General features: G+C 73.6%; 13 protein-coding genes. 10 read left to right on the top strand and 3 right to left on the bottom strand.

The window, feature by feature from the left end; all coding sequences use genetic code 11:
- Positions 1-127 precede the first annotated feature (127 nt).
- From ACRRSS_RS31680 to sucD, 6 genes are all read left to right on the top strand, one after another.
- On the top strand, positions 128-541 hold the full coding sequence (locus ACRRSS_RS31680; RefSeq protein ID WP_435974469.1) for a hypothetical protein: 414 nt from the start codon (positions 128-130) through the stop codon (positions 539-541).
- Positions 542-702: 161 nt separating this feature from the next.
- Entirely contained in the window at positions 703-1,860 is a 1,158-nt protein-coding gene (locus tag ACRRSS_RS31675) for an ATP-binding protein (RefSeq protein ID WP_435974468.1), read from the top strand.
- Complete coding sequence (locus tag ACRRSS_RS31670) at positions 1,857-4,283, top strand: DUF5682 family protein (RefSeq protein WP_435974467.1); 2,427 nt, start codon at positions 1,857-1,859, stop codon at positions 4,281-4,283. Before ACRRSS_RS31675 ends, ACRRSS_RS31670 begins: the two co-directional genes overlap by 4 nt.
- Before the next feature lie 269 nt (positions 4,284-4,552).
- Positions 4,553-5,683 carry a VWA domain-containing protein gene (locus tag ACRRSS_RS31665; protein WP_435975472.1) on the top strand — a complete coding sequence of 377 codons (1,131 nt, stop codon included), beginning with the start codon at positions 4,553-4,555 and terminating at the stop codon, positions 5,681-5,683.
- A 581-nt stretch (positions 5,684-6,264) separates the two neighbouring features.
- Complete coding sequence (gene sucC, locus ACRRSS_RS31660) at positions 6,265-7,443, top strand: ADP-forming succinate--CoA ligase subunit beta (RefSeq protein ID WP_435974466.1); 1,179 nt, start codon at positions 6,265-6,267, stop codon at positions 7,441-7,443.
- A gap of 19 nt (positions 7,444-7,462) precedes the next feature.
- A complete protein-coding gene (sucD, locus tag ACRRSS_RS31655) occupies positions 7,463-8,347 on the top strand; it encodes a succinate--CoA ligase subunit alpha (protein WP_386471957.1) in 885 nt (294 codons plus the stop codon).
- Positions 8,348-8,446: 99 nt separating this feature from the next.
- Here sucD and ACRRSS_RS31650 read toward each other — a convergent pair whose 3' ends face one another.
- Complete coding sequence (locus ACRRSS_RS31650; protein ID WP_435974465.1) at positions 8,447-9,841, bottom strand: helix-turn-helix domain-containing protein; 1,395 nt, start codon at positions 9,839-9,841, stop codon at positions 8,447-8,449.
- 119 nt (positions 9,842-9,960) lie between these two features.
- Here ACRRSS_RS31650 and ACRRSS_RS31645 point away from each other — a divergent pair, with 119 nt between their 5' ends.
- A complete protein-coding gene (locus ACRRSS_RS31645; protein WP_435974464.1) occupies positions 9,961-11,544 on the top strand; it encodes a cell division protein PerM in 1,584 nt (527 codons plus the stop codon).
- Positions 11,545-11,563: 19 nt separating this feature from the next.
- Here the strand turns inward: ACRRSS_RS31645 and ACRRSS_RS31640 are convergent, their stop codons facing one another.
- The gene (locus ACRRSS_RS31640) at positions 11,564-12,298 is read right to left on the bottom strand and encodes a hypothetical protein (protein ID WP_435974463.1); all 735 of its coding nucleotides are present in this window, start codon (positions 12,296-12,298) and stop codon (positions 11,564-11,566) included.
- Positions 12,299-12,560: 262 nt separating this feature from the next.
- Here ACRRSS_RS31640 and purN point away from each other — a divergent pair, with 262 nt between their 5' ends.
- The 3 genes from purN (at position 12,561) to ACRRSS_RS31625 (ending at position 16,374) form a co-directional block, all read left to right on the top strand.
- The gene (gene purN, locus ACRRSS_RS31635) at positions 12,561-13,190 is read left to right on the top strand and encodes a phosphoribosylglycinamide formyltransferase (RefSeq protein ID WP_435974462.1); all 630 of its coding nucleotides are present in this window, start codon (positions 12,561-12,563) and stop codon (positions 13,188-13,190) included.
- Complete coding sequence (gene purH, locus ACRRSS_RS31630; protein WP_435974461.1) at positions 13,165-14,730, top strand: bifunctional phosphoribosylaminoimidazolecarboxamide formyltransferase/IMP cyclohydrolase; 1,566 nt, start codon at positions 13,165-13,167, stop codon at positions 14,728-14,730. The genes purN and purH overlap by 26 nt, the downstream gene beginning before the upstream one ends.
- A gap of 189 nt (positions 14,731-14,919) precedes the next feature.
- On the top strand, positions 14,920-16,374 hold the full coding sequence (locus tag ACRRSS_RS31625; RefSeq protein ID WP_435975471.1) for a DUF2079 domain-containing protein: 1,455 nt from the start codon (positions 14,920-14,922) through the stop codon (positions 16,372-16,374).
- Between the two features lie 61 nt (positions 16,375-16,435).
- Here ACRRSS_RS31625 and ACRRSS_RS31620 read toward each other — a convergent pair whose 3' ends face one another.
- Positions 16,436-17,044 (bottom strand): hypothetical protein, encoded by a 609-nt coding sequence (locus ACRRSS_RS31620; protein ID WP_435974460.1) that lies wholly within the window; start codon positions 17,042-17,044, stop codon positions 16,436-16,438.
- Between the last annotated feature and the right edge of the window lie 188 nt (positions 17,045-17,232).

The following is a 17,232-nucleotide window of genomic DNA, read 5'->3' as shown; positions in this document are numbered from 1 at the left end:
CACTGACAACGCCCCTGGCCTGGGGAGTTGGGGGGTGCGGGTGGTCGGAGGAGATTTGACTTTACCATCTCTTTACGATTGCCTGCCGGGACCAATCGATCCGCATCACGCGTCCAGGGGGAACCCCATGAAGCGCACCGTCCGCACCGCCGTCTCGGCCCTCGCCGTCGCCGGCCTCGCGCTCGGCCTCGGCGCCTGCTCGGAGGCCGCCGAGAAGGCCGTCGACCAGGTCGACAAGTCCGTGACCGAGTCCTACGAGGTCACCTACGAAGTCACCGGCACGGGAGTCGAGTCCATCGGCTACCACGCCGGTGACGGCACCGCGATGGCGCCGAAGGTCGAGTCGGAGGAGAAGCCGGCCACGCCGTGGAAGAAGACGGTGAAGCTGAAGGGCATCATGCCGCCGGCCGTCATGCCCGTCTCCCTCACCCCCGCCGACCTCACGTGCAAGGTCATCTACCAGGGCAAGGTCATCAAGGAGGCCAAGGCCGAGCAGGCGATGGCGGGCGGCTGCGTCGCCGTCTCCCCGGTCGTCGGCTGACCTCCGATCCCCCGGGGCGAGGACCGACCGCCCTCGCCCCATCCGGTGGGCTGACCCCTCCTCAGGTCTCCAACCGGCCCTGACCAGCGGTGACATCCGGTTGTCAGTGGCATGGTGCACCGTGGATCGCACAGCAGGTCGAACGATCTGGAGGGGGATCCATGCCCGTGCCCGAAACCATCGCGCAGCCCGGCTCCGGTGTCGAGACGGACACCGGACCGGGGCGGCCGCAGGCCGCCACCGAGGTCCTGCGGCCGCACGCGGAGCACGCCTTCGCCGACGAACTCGCCGCGCTCGCCGCCGCCGACGACCGGCCCCGACCCGCCCGCTGGCGCCTCTCGCCGTGGGCCGTCGCCACCTACCTCCTCGGCGGCACCCTCCCCGACGGGACGGTGATCACCCCCAAGTACGTGGGACCGCGCCGCATCGTGGAGGTCGCCGTCACCACCCTCGCCACCGACCGGGCGCTGCTGCTCCTCGGCGTGCCCGGCACCGCCAAGACCTGGGTCTCCGAGCACCTCGCCGCCGCCGTCAGCGGAGACTCCACCCTCCTCGTCCAGGGCACCGCGGGAACCCCCGAGGAGGCCGTCCGGTACGGCTGGAACTACGCCCGGCTCCTCGCACACGGCCCCAGCAGGGACGCCCTCGTGCCCAGCCCCGTGATGCGGGCGATGTCGCAGGGCCTGACGGCCCGGGTGGAGGAGCTCACCCGCATCCCCGCCGACGTCCAGGACACGCTCATCACGATCCTGTCCGAGAAGACCCTCCCCGTCCCCGAGCTGGGCCAGGAGGTGCAGGCCGTCCCCGGCTTCAACCTGATCGCCACGGCCAACGACCGCGACCGCGGTGTCAACGAACTCTCCAGCGCGCTGCGCCGCCGCTTCAACACGGTGGTCCTGCCCCTGCCCGCGAGCCCCGAGGCCGAGGTGGACATCGTCACCCGCCGCGTCGAGCAGCTCGGACGCTCCCTCGAACTGCCGGCCGTCCCGGACGGGGCCGACGAGATCCGGCGGGTCGTCACCGTCTTCCGCGAGCTGCGGGACGGGGTCACCACCGACGGACGGACGAGGGTCAAGTCCCCCTCGGGGACGCTCTCCACGGCCGAGGCGATCTCCGTCGTCACGGGCGGGCTCGCCCTCGCCGCCCACTTCGGCGACGGCGTCCTGCGCCCCGGGGACATCGCGGCGGGCATCCTCGGCGCGGTCGTCCGCGACCCGGCGGCCGACCGGGTCGTCTGGCAGGAGTACCTGGAGACGGTGGTCAGGGAGAGAGACGGCTGGAAGGACTTCTACCGCGCCTGCCGCGAGGTGAGTGCATGACGCCCACGCCCGTGGCCATGTCCCCCTGCCCGTCCCCTTCCACCCCTTCCACCGCCGCGTCCACGAGCCCCGCCGCGCGGACCGGCTCACCCGCCGACGCCCGCCCCGAAGCGCGCACCGCCGGGCACACCGCCGCGCACACGGGGGCGGGGCGTGCGCCGCGTACCGGTGGCGGGCCGCTCCTGCTCGGGGTGCGGCACCACGGGCCCGGGTCGGCGCGCGGGGTGCGGGCCGCGCTGGAAGCGGCGCGGCCCGCCGCCGTCCTCGTCGAAGGACCCGCCGAGGCCGACGCCCTCGTGGCGCTCGCCGGGGACCCCGACATGCGGCCGCCGGTCGCGCTGCTCGCCCATGCCGTGGACGACCCCGGGCGGGCCGCGTTCTGGCCGATGGCGGAGTTCTCGCCCGAGTGGGTCGCGATCCGCTGGGCCCTCGACCGGGGCGCCGCCGTCCGGTTCGTCGACCTGCCCGCCGCCCACACCCTCGCCGCCTCCGACCCCACCTGGGACGACGGAGAGGAAGCGGCCCCCGGGGACGGGCTCCGGATCGACCCGGTCGCCGAACTCGCCAGGGCCGCCGGTTACGACGACGCCGAGCGCTGGTGGGAGGACGCCGTCGAACTGCGCGGTGACGGCGACCCCACCGCCCCCTTCGAGGCCCTCGCCGAGGCCATGGGCGCCCTCCGCGAGGCGTACGGGCACGGCGGCCACCCCCGCGACCTCGTCCGCGAGGCGTACATGCGGCTCCGGCTGCGCGCCGCCCGCAAGGAGTTCGGCGACGCCGTCGCCGTCGTCTGCGGCGCCTGGCACGTCCCCGCCCTCACCCGGAAGACGACCGTCGCCGCCGACCGGGCCCTCCTCAAGGGCCTGCCCAAGGTGAAGACCGAGATGACCTGGGTCCCGTGGACCCACCGCAGGCTCGCCCGCCGCTCGGGATACGGGGCCGGAATCGACGCGCCCGGCTGGTACGGACACCTCTTCGCCGCCCCCGACCGGCCCGTCGAGCGCTGGATGACCAAGGTCGCCGGACTCCTCAGGGCGGAGGACCACCTCGTCTCCCCCGCCCACGTCATCGAGGCCGTGCGGCTCGCCGAGACCCTGGCCGCCCTGCGCGGCAGGCCGCTCCCCGGCCTCGACGAGACGACCGACGCCGTCCGCGCCGTCCTCTGCGAGGGCTCCGACGTGCCGCTCGACCTCGTCCGCGACCGGCTCGTCGTCGGCGACGTGCTCGGCGAGGTGCCGGCCGACGCCCCCGCCGTACCCCTCCAACGCGATCTGAGCCGCCGCCGGCGCACCCTCCGCCTCAAACCCGAGGCCACGGAGCGCGTTCTCGAACTCGACCTCCGCAAGGAGACGGACGGTGAGCGCAGCCGGCTCCTGCACCGGCTGCGGCTCCTCGGCGTCCACTGGGGCGAACCGGCCGCCGGCCGCGCCGGCACCGGCACCTTCCGCGAGACCTGGCGGCTGCGCTGGGAGCCCGAGCTGCACGTCCAGGTGGCCGAGGCCGGTGTCTGGGGCACCACCGTCGAGGCCGCCGCCACCGCCAAGGCCCGCTCCCGGGCGCTGGGGGCCACGGCCCTCGCCGACATCACCACGCTCGCCGAGCAGTGCCTCCTCGCCGGGCTCGGCGAGGCGCTCCCCGTCGTGATGCGGGCGCTCGCCGACCGCGCCGCGCTCGACACCGACGTCGGCCACCTCGCCCAGGCCCTTCCGGCCCTCGCCCGCTCCCTGCGTTACGGCGACGTCCGCGGCACCGACACGGCGGCGCTCGCCGAGGTCGCCGCGGGCCTCGCCGAACGGATCTGCGTCGGCCTGCCGCCCGCCTGCGCCGGCCTCGCCACCGAGGCGGCCGCCGCCATGCGCGAGCGGATCGACGAGGTGCACCGGGCGATCGGCCTGCTGCCCGGAGCCGCCGGGCCGACCGAGCGCTGGGCGGGCGTCCTGCGCCGGCTCGCCGACCGCGACCGGATACCGGGCGTCCTCAGGGGCCGGGCCGCCCGGCTCCTCCTGGACGAGGGCCGGATCCCCGACGACGAGGCCGCCCTCCTCATGAGCCGCGCGCTCTCGCCGGGCACCCCGCCGCCCGACGCCGCCGCCTGGATCGACGGCTTCGTCGGCGGGGCCTCCGGTGGCGGACTGCTCCTGGTCCACGACGAGCGGCTCCTCGGCCTGGTCGACGGCTGGCTCACCAGCGTTCCGGCCGAGGCGTTCAGCGATGTCCTGCCGCTGCTGCGCCGCACCTTCTCCGGTTACGAGCCGGGCGTACGCCGCACCCTGGGCGAGCTGCTCGCCCGAGGGCCCGGGGCGGGCGGCCCCCCGGACTCCTCCGCGGGCGTCCCCGGCTTCGCCGCCACGCTCGACCGGGAGCGGGCGGACGCCGTGCTTCCGCTCCTCCACATCGTCCTCGGCACGGAGGCCACGGCATGACCACGGACACGAGCGCCGCCGCACGGAGCACCCGCGTGACCACCGACGCGAGCACCCGCGCGAGTGCTGACCCGAGCCCCCGAGCGACCGCCGGAGCGAGCGCCCGAGCCACCGCCGACCCGAGCACGGACAGGAGCGCTGGTACGAGCACCGACACCCTCACCGACCGGAGCCCCCGCGCGACCGCCCGAGCGAGCCCCCGCGCGACCGCCCGAGCGAGCGTCCGCGCCACCGCCGACACCGGCTCCCGTGCGCGTGGTGACGAGCGGATGCGGCGGTGGCGGCTCGTCCTGGGCGGCGGGGAGGCCGACGGCACCGGCCGTGTGCTCACCGGCACCGACGCCGGCATGGACGGGGCCCTCACCGCGCTCTACGGCGGCTCGGGCCGGGACGGCGACCGCACCGGCCGGGACCGCTCGGCCGGGCTCGGCGCCTCGGCGCCCTCCGTCGCCCGTTGGCTCGGCGACATCCGCACGTACTTCCCCAGCTCCGTCGTCCAGGTCATGCAGCGCGACGCGATCGACCGCCTCGGTCTCGCCACGCTCCTCCTGGAGCCGGAGATGCTGGAGGCCGTCGAGGCCGACGTGCATCTCGTCGGCACCCTGCTCTCCCTCCACAAGGCGATGCCCGAGACGACCAGGGAGACCGCGCGGGCCGTGGTGCGCAAGGTCGTCGACGACCTGGAGAAGCGCCTCGCCACCCGCACCCGCGCCACCCTCACCGGCGCGCTCGACCGCTCCGCCCGGATCAGCAGGCCCCGCCACCGGGACATCGACTGGGACCGCACGATCCGCGCCAACCTCAAGAACTACCTGCCCGAGCACCGCACGGTCGTCCCCGAGCGGCTGATCGGCCACGGGCGAGCCTCGCGGGCGGTACGGAAGGAGGTGGTGCTCTGCGTCGACCAGTCCGGCTCCATGGCCGCGTCCGTCGTATACGCCTCCGTGTTCGGCGCGGTGCTCGCCTCCATGCGGTCGATCGCCACCCGGCTCGTCGTCTTCGACACCGCCGTCGTGGATCTGACCGACCGGATCGACGACCCCGTCGACGTCCTCTTCGGCACCCAGCTCGGCGGCGGCACCGACATCAACCGCGCCCTCGCGTACTGCCAGGCGAGGATCACCCGGCCCGCGGACACCGTCGTCGTGCTCGTCAGCGACCTGTACGAGGGGGGCATCCGCGACGAGATGCTGAAGCGGGTCGCGGCGATGAAGGCCTCCGGCGTCCAGTTCGTGGCGCTCCTGGCCCTCTCCGACGAGGGCACGCCGGCCTACGACCGTGACCACGCGGCAGCGCTCGCCGCGCTCGGCGCGCCGGCCTTCGCCTGCACGCCCGACCTGTTTCCGGAGGTCATGGCGGCCGCCCTGGAGAAGCGCCCCCTGCCGATACCCGCGGAGTGACCGCGACCGGCCGCCCCTCCCGACGGCCCGACCCCGCCCGACGGCCCGACCCGCCCCACGGCCCGACCCCGCCCGACGGCCCGACCCGCCCCACGGCCCGACCCCGCCCCACCTGACGCCCCACACCGCCCCCACCGCCCCATCTGGCCGCCCGCCCGACGGCCCGGCCCCGACCGACGGCCCGCCCGCAGGTACGGAATCCGTCGTCGCGGGGCCACTCTCACGGGTGTCCGGGGCCGACTGAGTTCCATGTCACACACGTGTCCGAGCGCCCCTCACCTGCGCGTCCAGCGCGCCGTGAGGAGGCGGGAGGCCAAGCCCCGCCTGTCGTGAACGCCGCACGCCCCCACCCCCACACCCCTACGGACGGCCTCCTCGCCCCTACGATCTGTGACCTGTATCACCGCTCCGTTGTGATCTGCGATTTAGGGACCCACGTCCCTCGGCGATAACCTGCGAGACGGACATGCCGCGTCACGGTCTCCGTGTACGCCTCCCTTGTGACAGAGCAGTCACGTTGCCCTTCGCGGCACGCCCACGCAGACAACGAACCGCGATCATCAGAAAAGGGACGGACGCGCGTGGACCTGTTCGAGTACCAGGCGAGGGATCTCTTCGCCAAGCACGGAGTACCGGTGCTGGCCGGTGAAGTCATCGACACGCCTGAGGCCGCGCGCGCCGCGACCGAGCGCCTCGGCGGCAAGTCCGTCGTCAAGGCCCAGGTGAAGGTCGGTGGCCGTGGCAAGGCCGGCGGCGTCAAGCTGGCCGGCGACGCGGACGAGGCCGTCGCCCGCGCGACGGACATCCTCGGGATGGACATCAAGGGCCACACGGTCCACAAGGTGATGATCGCCGAGCTGTCCCCGGAGATCGAGGCGGAGTACTACGTCTCGTACCTCCTCGACCGCACCAACCGCACCTTCCTGGCCATGGCCTCGGTGCAGGGCGGCATGGACATCGAGGAGGTCGCGGAGAAGACCCCCGAGGCCCTCGCGAAGGTCCCGGTCAACGCCGTCGACGGCGTGGGCATCGAGAAGGCCCGCGAGATCGTGGCCCTGGCGAAGTTCCCGGCCGACGTGGCCGAGGGTGTCGCCGAGGCCCTGGTGACCCTGTGGAAGACCTTCGTCGCCGAGGACGCGCTCCTCGTCGAGGTCAACCCGCTGGTGAAGACCAAGGACGGCCGCATCCTGGCCCTCGACGGCAAGGTGTCTCTCGACGAGAACGCCGACTTCCGTCAGCCCGACCACGAGGCTCTCGAGGACAAGGCCGCAGCCAACCCGCTCGAGGCTGCCGCCAAGGCCAAGAACCTCAACTACGTCAAGCTCGAGGGCGAGGTCGGCATCATCGGTAACGGTGCCGGTCTGGTCATGTCGACCCTGGACGTCGTCGCGTACGCCGGTGAGAACCACGGCGGCGTGAAGCCGGCCAACTTCCTCGACATCGGTGGCGGCGCCTCCGCCGAGGTCATGGCGAACGGCCTGGAGATCATCCTGGGCGACCCGGACGTCAAGTCCGTGTTCGTCAACGTCTTCGGTGGCATCACCGCCTGTGACGAGGTCGCCAACGGCATCGTCCAGGCCCTGGAGCTCCTCGCCTCGAAGGGCGAAGAGGTCACCAAGCCGCTGGTCGTGCGCCTCGACGGCAACAACGCGGAGCTGGGTCGCAAGATCCTGTCGGACGCGAACCACCCGCTCGTGCAGCGCGTGGACACCATGGACGGCGCGGCCGACAAGGCCGCCGAGCTCGCGGCTGCGAAGTAAGGGACGAGGTCAGAACACCATGGCTATCTTCCTGACCAAGGACAGCAAGGTCATCGTCCAGGGCATGACCGGTGCCACGGGCATGAAGCACACCAAGCTCATGCTGGGTGACGGCACCAACATCGTCGGTGGCGTGAACCCGCGCAAGGCCGGCACGACCGTCGACTTCGACGGCACCGAGGTCCCGGTCTTCGGCTCCGTCGCCGAGGCGATGAAGGAGACCGGCGCCGACGTCTCGGTCCTCTTCGTGCCGCCGGCCTTCGCGAAGGCCGCCGTGGTCGAGGCGATCGACGCCGAGATCCCGCTGGCCGTCGTCATCACCGAGGGCATCGCCGTCCACGACTCCGCCGCCTTCTGGGCGTACGCGCAGGCGAAGGGCAACAAGACCCGGATCATCGGCCCGAACTGCCCCGGTCTCATCACGCCGGGCCAGTCCAACGCCGGCATCATCCCGGGCGACATCACGAAGCCGGGCCGCATCGGCCTGGTCTCGAAGTCCGGCACGCTGACGTACCAGATGATGTACGAGCTCCGTGACATCGGCTTCTCGTCCGCCGTCGGCATCGGTGGCGACCCGGTCATCGGCACCACGCACATCGACGCCCTCGCGGCGTTCGAGGCGGACCCCGACACCGACCTGATCGTCATGATCGGTGAGATCGGTGGCGACGCCGAGGAGCGTGCGGCCGACTTCATCAAGGCCAACGTCACCAAGCCGGTCGTCGGCTACGTCGCGGGCTTCACCGCGCCCGAGGGCAAGACCATGGGCCACGCCGGCGCCATCGTCTCCGGTTCCTCCGGCACCGCCCAGGCGAAGAAGGAGGCCCTTGAGGCCGCGGGCGTCAAGGTCGGCAAGACGCCGACCGAGACGGCCAAGCTGGCGCGCGCCATCCTGGCCGGCTGACACCCCACCTCGTGGGCTCACCGCCCAGGTCGTGACACGAGTGGGCCCCGCCCCCTCCCGGGAAACCGGGCGGGGGCGGGGCCCACTCGCGTGCGCGGGTCACTCGGCGGCCGGGACCAGCCGTTCCGGGCCCGGGTTCGGCTCGGAGCGCAGTCTGTCGCGGAGCTCCAGGTCCTCCGGGCGGAGCTTCTGCGGGCCGCCGCGCACCGGGACGCCGTTGACGGTCTCGCCGGGGGCGTTCACCGGGATGTACCGGGTCGGGGCGGTCGCCGCCGTGAAGCCCGTGACGACGAGGAGGCCCGCCGTGACGCCGAGGACCGCGCGGGTCCACTTGCGGGTCCGGCGTTCGCTCCCGGCCCGGACCGTACGGGCCGCCGGGAGGGTCGCCGTCGGCGCCTCCGCGACCAGCTCGCCCAGGCGCTGGTGCAGTACCTCCGGTTCGGCGAGTTCGGGCACCCGCTGCCCGAGGAAGGTGCGGGCGTGCAGCAGCCGGTTGGCGGCGGCGGGGGTGCTCGCCTCCGTCTCCGCCGCCGTCTCCGGCAGGTCGAGGCCGAGCCCGTCGTAGAGCAGGACGGTGCGGCGGTACGGCGCGGGCAGGTCGAGGAGCGCGGCGAGCAGGGCCCGCCGGTGCGCCTCCGTGGGAGGGGCGTCGGGGTGCTTGTGGGCGCGGCGCAGCCGGTGCCAGGGCGAGAGCGCGTACTCGTACGCGGCCGCCCGCACCCAGCCCACCGGGTCCGCGTCGACGGCCACCTCGGGCCAGTGCTCCCAGGCGTGGTGGAAGGCGTGCTCGACGGCCTCGCGGGAGAGCCGCCGGCGACCCGTCAGCAGATACGTCTGGTGGACGAGGCCGGGCGCGGCGTGCGCGTACAGCGCGTCGAAGGCCTCCTCCGGGGTGAGGCCGGGGACCGCCACCGGTTCCGGGGTCTCGGCCGTCACCGGTTTCAGCCGCTCCTGGGGCCTCGGGGAGCCCCTGCGGGCGGGGCCGGACGCGATGGCCGGCGCCGGGGTGGGCGCCTTGGGCGGCTTGGCGGCCCGCTTGACGGCCGCCCGGGGCCGGACGCTCGCCGCCTGCGGCTGCGCCTGCGTCCGAACGGGTGATGGCGCCGACGGCTGCGCCGGTGCCGGTGACGGTGACGGTGACGGTGACGGTGAGAGCGCCACGGGCTGGGACCGCTCCCGCTCCTCCTCCCGCGCCCCGACCGGTGGCTGCGCCTGTCCCTGCGCCTGTGGCCGGGCCTGTGCCTCCGGCCGTACGGGCGGAGGCGCGTCGCCGGCGGCCCGCTCGTACAGGCCGAGCAGCCTCGCGTACGCCTCGCGTTTGCGGCCCCGGGGCGCCGAGCGCCCGGTCTCCCACGACTTGACCGTGGCCTTCGTGACGCCCATGGCCTCGGCGACCTGCTCCTCGCTCAGGGCGAGGGCCTCACGCAACCTGCGCCGCTCCTTCGGGGTCGGCAGGGTGACGGAGGATGCGGAATCCGCGGTGCTCCGGCTCATCGGTGTCGACCTCCCGCAGAGCTGCTCTGGGCGGAAAAGTACATAAACGTATCTTGAGCGACACAACGGAGGTTTGCCTGTTACGCGGCGAAAGCGCGTGTCGTTGGGAGCATGGCCCCGTGACCCATGTGACCGAGCACTTCCTGGTCCAGGGCGGCCGGACCGCCGCGCTCGCCACCGCCTGCGTCCGCGGCGGGGTCGCCGCCGGACTCGGTCTCGGCGCCCTCGCGGTCCTGGTGATCGTGGTCTGGATCAGCTCCCCGTACCCCGACAGCGGACCGGCCGGCGCCTTCCACCTGGCCGCCGGGCTCTGGCTCCTCGCCCACGGCGTGGACCTCGTCCGTACCGACACCCTGTCCGGCCTGCCCGCCCCCCTCGGCATCGTCCCGCTGCTCCTCGTCGCCCTGCCCGCCTGGCTCGTCCACCGGGCCGCCCGCGACACCCTCGACCCGGGCGACGACAACGACCGGCCGCGCCCCTCCGCGGGCGGTGCCGTCGCCGCGGTGGCCGGGGGGTATCTGCTGGTCGCGGCGGCGGTCGTGGTCTACAGCAGGAGCGGCCCGCTGCCCGCCGACCTCCTCGCCGCCGGACTCTGGCTGCCCGCCGTCGTCGCGGGCGCGGCCGGGGCCGGGGTCTGGACGGCGCTCGGCCGCCCGCTGCCCGGACAGCGCCAGGCGGCCGCCGCCCTGCGCGCGGCGGGGCTCGGCCTCGGCACGCTGCTCGGCGGCGGCGCGGTCGCCGCGGCGGTCTCGCTGGCCTGGCACGCGACCGAGGCGCAGGCCGCGTACACGGGTCTCGCGGGGGAGTGGTCCGGACGGGTGACGGTGCTGCTCCTCGTCCTGGCCCTGCTGCCGAACGCGGCCGTCTGGGGAGCGGCGTACGGGCTGGGGCCGGGTCTCACCCTCGGTACGGGTGCGCTCGCGACGCCCCTCGGTCTCGCCGGCGACCCGGCCGTGCCGCCCTTCCCGCTGCTCGCCGCGCTGCCCGCCGAAGGGCGCGGCACCTGGGTCCAGTGGGCGGTCGTGGCGGTCCCGCTGGCCGCCGCCGTGCTCCAGGGAGGGCGGGTGGGCCGTTCGGCGCGGACCTGGACGGCCCGGGACACGGCGCTCACGGCGCTCGGCGCGGCCTGGGGGTGCGGGGCGGCGGTCGCGGTCCTCGCGGGCGCGGCGGGCGGCCCGCTCGGCACCGGCCGACTCTCCGCGTTCGGCCCGGTGTGGTGGCAGACGGGCGCGGCGACGGTCCTGTGGGGCGCGTGTGTGGGGGTGCCGGTGTCCCTGGGTGTACGGGCCTGGGGCCGGCGTGTCCCTCGCTCGAAGCGGGTGTCGGCGCCGGCGGCCGGGGCCGCCTCCCGCAAGGGCTCGGCGTGCGCGCCCGGGGCCGGGCCGACGCCCAGGACGGGGCCGGGGGCCGGGCCGGGGACGGGGCGCGGGACCGGAGCCGCCTCAGGACGCGCACCCGCCTCGGGGCCCGCGCCCGGGGCCGGTGCCGCGCCCGCGACCGGGCTCGTCGCCCCGCCCGGCCGCAATGCCCCGAACCCGTCCGGCCGCGTGACCCCGAACCCGTCCGGGCTCGTCGCCCCGTCCTCTCCGGACGCCTCGACGCCCGGGGAGCCGGTGCACGACGACCCGTACGACGACTCAGCCTTCGAGCCGTACGACTACCTCCCGGCCGCCTGGGAGCCGCAACCGCCGCCCCGCGACTAGACCGGTTCCGCGGGTGCGGCTACTCCCGGACCCCGAATCCCGCGCGGAGCGGCTTCGGCAGCAGGTCGTTGCAGGCCAGCTGGCCCGCGTGGGTGAGGGCGTCGTCGCGGCACTCGTAGAAGTCGCTGTAGACAAGCCGCATGGTGAAGCCCACCGCGACGATCAGCAGGGCGACGCTCGCCGCGACCAGACCGCTGATCGCGGCCGTCCGCATCGAGCGGAGCGGGGCCGCCGTGGCGCCCTGGCCCGAGGGCCGGCCGGTGGGCTGTCCGGCGGGCTGTCCCGAGGGCTGAGACGCCGCGGGGGCCGCCGGCTGTGATGTCGACGACAGCTCCGCCGCGGGCTTCGGCTTGGCGCGCAGCGAGCTGATCGCCCAGTAGAGGCCCAGGGCGCCGAGCAGCAGCGCCAGCTCCGGGAGCTCGAAGATGGCGAAGAAGAAGGCCCACATGCCGGCGAGGATCGCGTAGCGCGCCCGCCGCTGCGCCGGGTCCGTCGGGTCCCAGCGGAGCCCTTGGCGGCCGGGGCCGCCCTGGCCGCCGCCCTCCGGCTTGCCCTGGCGCTCGGGCCCCCGGCCGAAGCCGTCGTTCGAGGGGCCCGGCTGGCGTGGGCTCCAGCGGCCGTCGGACGAGTCCGGGGTCCCGGACGGTTCGTCGTCCGAGCCCTCCGGTCGCCGCGGCTGCCACGGCTGGTCCGGCCTGCCCTCGGGCGGCGGCGCGAACGGGTTGTTGTCGTCCGTGGACTGGCGTTCCGGCATCTGCTGAACGTCTTCCCTCTGTCGTCACGACCACGGCCGCACCCGTGGTCTCCGCTGCTGTCTCGTCCGCCGCTGTCGCTGATCGTCTGCTGATCGTCAGGCGTCGGACCCTGACGCTACCGCCCTGCTCCGCCCCCGTCCCGTGGGGGCCGTCCGGTGTGCCGGTATCGTTGCTGACGGTCGAGCCATTCGTAGGGTTCCCCGTATCGAGCGGCACGATTCGTTCGTACGACCGTACAAACACCACGGAAAGAGTGACCCAGTGGCTGCCGCCCGCCTCGTCGTCCTGGTCTCCGGTTCCGGTACCAACCTGCAGGCCCTCCTCGACGGCATCGCCGCGGACCCCGAGGGGTACGGCGCGGAGATCGTCGCCGTCGGCGCCGACCGCGACGGGATCGCCGGTCTGGAGCGCGCCGAGCGCGCCGGGCTGCCGACCTTCGTGTGCAGGGTGAAGGACCACGCGAGCCGCGAGGAGTGGGACCGCGCGCTGGCCGAAGCCACCGCCGCGTACGAGCCGGACCTCGTCGTCTCGGCCGGTTTCATGAAGATCGTCGGCAAGGAGTTCCTCGCCCGCTTCGGCGGCCGGGTCGTGAACACCCACCCGGCGCTGCTGCCCAGTTTTCCCGGTGCCCACGGGGTGCGTGACGCCCTCGCCTACGGCGCGAAGGTCACCGGGTGCACCGTCCACTTCGTCGACGACGGTGTCGACACCGGCCCGATCATCGCCCAGGGCGTGGTCGAGGTGCGGGACGAGGACGATGAAGCCGCTCTCCACGAGCGCATCAAGGAAGTCGAGCGCTCGCTGCTCGTCGACGTCGTGGGGCGCCTCGCCCGGCACGGCTATCGCATTGAGGGACGAAAGGTTCATGTCGGTGAACACGGACACCGTTAAGCCCATCCGCCGCGCGCTGGTCAGCGTCTACGACAAGACGGGTCTGGAGGAGCTGGCCCGCGGTCTGCACGAGGCCGGTGTCGAGCTCGTCTCCACCGGCTCCACGGCCGGGAGGATCGCCGCCGCCGGGGTGCCGGTCAGCAAGGTCGAGGAGCTGACCGGCTTCCCCGAGTGCCTGGACGGCCGCGTCAAGACCCTCCACCCGCGCGTGCACGCCGGCATCCTCGCCGACCTGCGCCTGGAGTCGCACCGCGAGCAGCTCGCCGAGCTGGGCGTGGAGCCCTTCGACCTGGTCGTCGTGAACCTCTACCCGTTCCGCGAGACGGTCGCCTCCGGCGCCACCCCCGACGAGTGCGTCGAGCAGATCGACATCGGTGGCCCGTCGATGGTCCGTGCCGCCGCCAAGAACCACCCGTCCGTGGCGATCGTCACCAGCCCCGAGCGGTACGCCGACGTGCTCGCCGCCGTCCAGGCCGGCGGCTTCGACCTGACCGCCCGCAAGCGGCTCGCCGCCGAGGCCTTCCAGCACACCGCCGCGTACGACGTGGCCGTGGCCTCCTGGTTCGCCGACGAGTACGCGGCGGGCGACGACAGCGGCTTCCCGGACTTCCTGGGCGCCACGTACGAGCGGAACAACGTCCTGCGCTACGGCGAGAACCCCCACCAGGGTGCCGCGCTGTACGTCGACGGCACGGGCGGCCTCGCCGAGGCCGAGCAGCTGCACGGCAAGGAGATGTCCTACAACAACTACACGGACACCGACGCCGCGCGCCGGGCCGCGTACGACCACACCGAGCCCTGCGTCGCGATCATCAAGCACGCCAACCCGTGCGGCATCGCGATCGGCGCCGACGTCGCCGAGGCCCACCGCAAGGCCCACGCCTGCGACCCGCTGTCCGCGTTCGGCGGCGTCATCGCCGTCAACCGCCCGGTCTCGGTCGAGCTGGCCGAGCAGGTCGCGGAGATCTTCACCGAGGTCATCGTCGCCCCGGCGTACGAGGACGGTGCCGTCGAGGTCCTCGCCAAGAAGAAGAACATCCGTGTGCTGCGCGCCGAGGGCGCCCCGGCCAACCCGGTCGAGGTCAAGCCGATCGACGGCGGAGCGCTCCTCCAGGTCACCGACCGCCTCCAGGCCGAGGGCGACGACCCGGCGAACTGGACCCTGGCGACCGGAGACGCCCTGTCCGCGGAGGAGCTCGCCGAGCTCGCCTTCGCCTGGAAGGCCTGCCGCGCGGTCAAGTCCAACGCGATCCTGCTCTCCAAGGACGGCGCCTCGGTCGGCGTCGGCATGGGCCAGGTCAACCGCGTCGACTCCGCGAAGCTCGCCGTCGAGCGGGCGGGCGAGGAGCGGGCGCGCGGCGCCTACGCGGCCTCGGACGCCTTCTTCCCCTTCCCGGACGGCCTGGAGATCCTCACCGCGGCCGGTGTGAAGGCGGTCGTGCAGCCGGGCGGCTCGATGCGCGACGAGCTGGTGGTCGAGGCCGCGAAGAAGGCGGGCGTGACGATGTACTTCACGGGGACGCGCCACTTCTTCCACTGAGCGGTGTGAACAGAGGGCGGTCCGCCGGAAGCGGCGGGCCGCCCCTTTTTTCCTGTCCCGTCCCGCTGAGGTTCCCTGTCCCGTCCCACTCAGGGGCCCGCGAGGCGCCGGTCCGTGACCGATCCGCCGATCGGGTGGTCTCTGGTCTAATGGGTTGCTCTTTTGTCGACCACTGGTAGTGGGGGCGTGGTGTTGGACGTACAGAACCGGTCCGCCGAGGAGGCCGCGACCGGCGCTCCGGGCGCGGCCGGCACCGAGTCGCCGGACGGTCTCCCGCCGGCCCCGCTCCGCCCGTACCTGATCCTCGCCGCCGTCCTGTGCGGCCTGTACTTCCTCTACTCCTGGGTGCAGTACACCCAGTTCCGCACCCCGTCCTGGGACCTCGGGATCTTCGGGCAGTCGGTCAGGGCGTACGCGGAGTTCCGGGCCCCCGTCGTCGACATCAAGGGTCCCGGCTTCCACATACTCGGCGACCACTTCAGTCCGGTGACCGCGCTCCTCGCGCCGCTGTACTGGATCTGGTCCTCGCCGGTCTCCCTGCTCTTCGCCCAGGCCGCGCTCTTCGCCTCCGGCGCCGTCGTCGTCGGCCGCACCACCCAGCAGATCCTCGGCAGCCGGGCCGCCGGCCTCGGCCTCGCCGTCGCGTACGGGCTCTCCTGGGGGCTCCAGGAGGCGGTCAAGTCCGACTTCCACGAGATCGCCTTCGCCGTCCCGCTGCTCGCCCTGACCTGCCGGGCCCTCCTCCTCGGGCGCTGGACCGCGGCCGTCGCCTGGTCCGCCCCGCTGGTCCTGGTCAAGGAGGACATGGGCCTGACCGTCTCCATGGTCGGCGTGGTCCTCTTCCTGAAGGGGCAGAAGCAGCTCGGCGCCGCCCTGGCCGCGTTCGGCGCGGCGGCCTTCGCCCTGACGGTCCTCGTCCTGATCCCGGCGGCGAGCCGGGTCGGCCAGTACGACTACTGGTCCAAGATAGAGAAGACCGGCCAGGGCGCCGAGACCTCCTTCGGGCAGGTCATCGGCGACGCCCTCGCCTCGGGCGAGCGGTGGGAGATGGTGTTCTACCTGCTCGCCATCACCGGCTTCCTCGCCCTGCGCTCCCCGCTGATCCTGCTCGTCCTGCCCACCCTCGGCTGGCGCTTCCTCTCCCAGGACCCCAACCACTGGGGCATGCACTGGCACTACAGCGCGATCCTGATGCCGGTGGTCTTCCTCGCGCTCGTGGACGGCGTCCGCGCCGTGCGCACCTCGCCGCACGCCTGGCTCGCCTCGTACGGGAAGGTCGTCGTGCCGGTCGCGACGGCGGTCGCGCTGGTCCTCGCCGCGAACCTGCCGCTGCGGGAGCTGACGAAGCCGGAGACGTACCGGACGGACGCCCGGACCGCGCAGGCGCGGGCGGCGGTGGACGCGGTGCCGGAGGGCGTCAGCGTGGAGGCCGACGTCTCGCTCCTCGCCCACCTCACGGCGGACCACCGGGTCTACTGGGTGGGCACCTCGAAGGGTGCCACCCCGGACTACCTCGCCTTCGACCTGCGCGGCTGGTCGCAGCAGGTCACGGACCCGGCGCAGCTGGCTTCGCAACTGCATCCGGAGGCGCGGTACGAGATCACCCACCGCTCGGAGGGGTTCGCCGTCCTCAGGCGGGTGTGACGCGGCGCGTACGGCGAAGGGCCCGGTTCCCCCTGGAACCGGGCCCTTCGCCGTACGTGGATCAGTACTGCTGCTTGTTGCGGTTGAACCAGGCCGAGCCGTCCGACTTCGCCACGAAGACCGCGATCAGGATGGCCAGTACCGTGTGGGCAAGGCCGATGATCAGGAACGGGTAGAGACCCAGGATCGCGGTGATGATGCCGAACACGAGCGCCGTGACGCGGACGCCGTTGCCGCCGCTGCGGAACTTGGCGCCGAGGACGATCGCGAGGACACCCCAGGCCAGGATGAGTGCGGTGATGCCCCAGACGGCGCCGACTGACATGTCGGCGATCTGCTGGAATTGGACGTCTTCCTTCAGCTGCGGGTCGTCTTTCGCGGCGGCGAGGCCCATCGCACCGAGTACACCGAAGACCACGCCGATCATCTGCAGACCGCCGATGACGAAGAGCATGACGCGCGCGGCCTTCACACTGCCGGGCATCTCCGTGACCCCGCCCGGGTAGCCGCCGCCACCGTACGGCGAGACCGGCGGGGCTGCGGGGTAGCCGTAGCCCTGCTGCGGCGGCACGCCCTGGGGGGCCTGCTGCGGGTAGCCGTAACCGGGCTGCTGGCCCTGGCCCTGGCCCTGCGGCTGGCCGTAGGGGTTGTTCGGGTCACCGAAGCTCATCGCGGGTTTCCTCCGTGAATTTCTCTGTGCGGGGACGACGCGGCCCGCGCGGAGGACTCTCTTCACGGTGAATGAGCGGACTCCCCCCGGCACTTTCCGCGGTACTTCGCCGATCATCGTGGTCGCAACGTCGACTTTTTGTCCAGTCGATACGCGTCGGAGTTGTGCAAGTGCAACCTGTTGTCCGG

The sequence above is a fragment of the Streptomyces sp. Qhu_M48 genome (assembly GCF_051305195.1).
Lineage (GTDB): Bacteria > Actinomycetota > Actinomycetes > Streptomycetales > Streptomycetaceae > Streptomyces.
This window is presented reverse-complemented; position numbering and strand designations above follow the sequence as displayed.

What these genes read in the sequence shown, in the direction of transcription:
- ACRRSS_RS31680 (WP_435974469.1), top strand. Translation starts at nt 128, where the DNA reads ATGAAGCGCACCGTCCGCACCGCCGTCTCGGCCCTCGCCGTCGCCGGC.
- ACRRSS_RS31675 (WP_435974468.1), top strand. Translation starts at nt 703, where the DNA reads ATGCCCGTGCCCGAAACCATCGCGCAGCCCGGCTCCGGTGTCGAGACG.
- ACRRSS_RS31670 (WP_435974467.1), top strand. Translation starts at nt 1,857, where the DNA reads ATGACGCCCACGCCCGTGGCCATGTCCCCCTGCCCGTCCCCTTCCACC.
- ACRRSS_RS31665 (WP_435975472.1), top strand. Translation starts at nt 4,553, where the DNA reads ATGCGGCGGTGGCGGCTCGTCCTGGGCGGCGGGGAGGCCGACGGCACC.
- sucD (WP_386471957.1), top strand. Translation starts at nt 7,463, where the DNA reads ATGGCTATCTTCCTGACCAAGGACAGCAAGGTCATCGTCCAGGGCATG.
- ACRRSS_RS31650 (WP_435974465.1), bottom strand. Translation starts at nt 9,841, where the DNA reads ATGAGCCGGAGCACCGCGGATTCCGCATCCTCCGTCACCCTGCCGACC.
- ACRRSS_RS31640 (WP_435974463.1), bottom strand. Translation starts at nt 12,298, where the DNA reads ATGCCGGAACGCCAGTCCACGGACGACAACAACCCGTTCGCGCCGCCG.
- purH (WP_435974461.1), top strand. Translation starts at nt 13,165, where the DNA reads ATGTCGGTGAACACGGACACCGTTAAGCCCATCCGCCGCGCGCTGGTC.
- ACRRSS_RS31620 (WP_435974460.1), bottom strand. Translation starts at nt 17,044, where the DNA reads ATGAGCTTCGGTGACCCGAACAACCCCTACGGCCAGCCGCAGGGCCAG.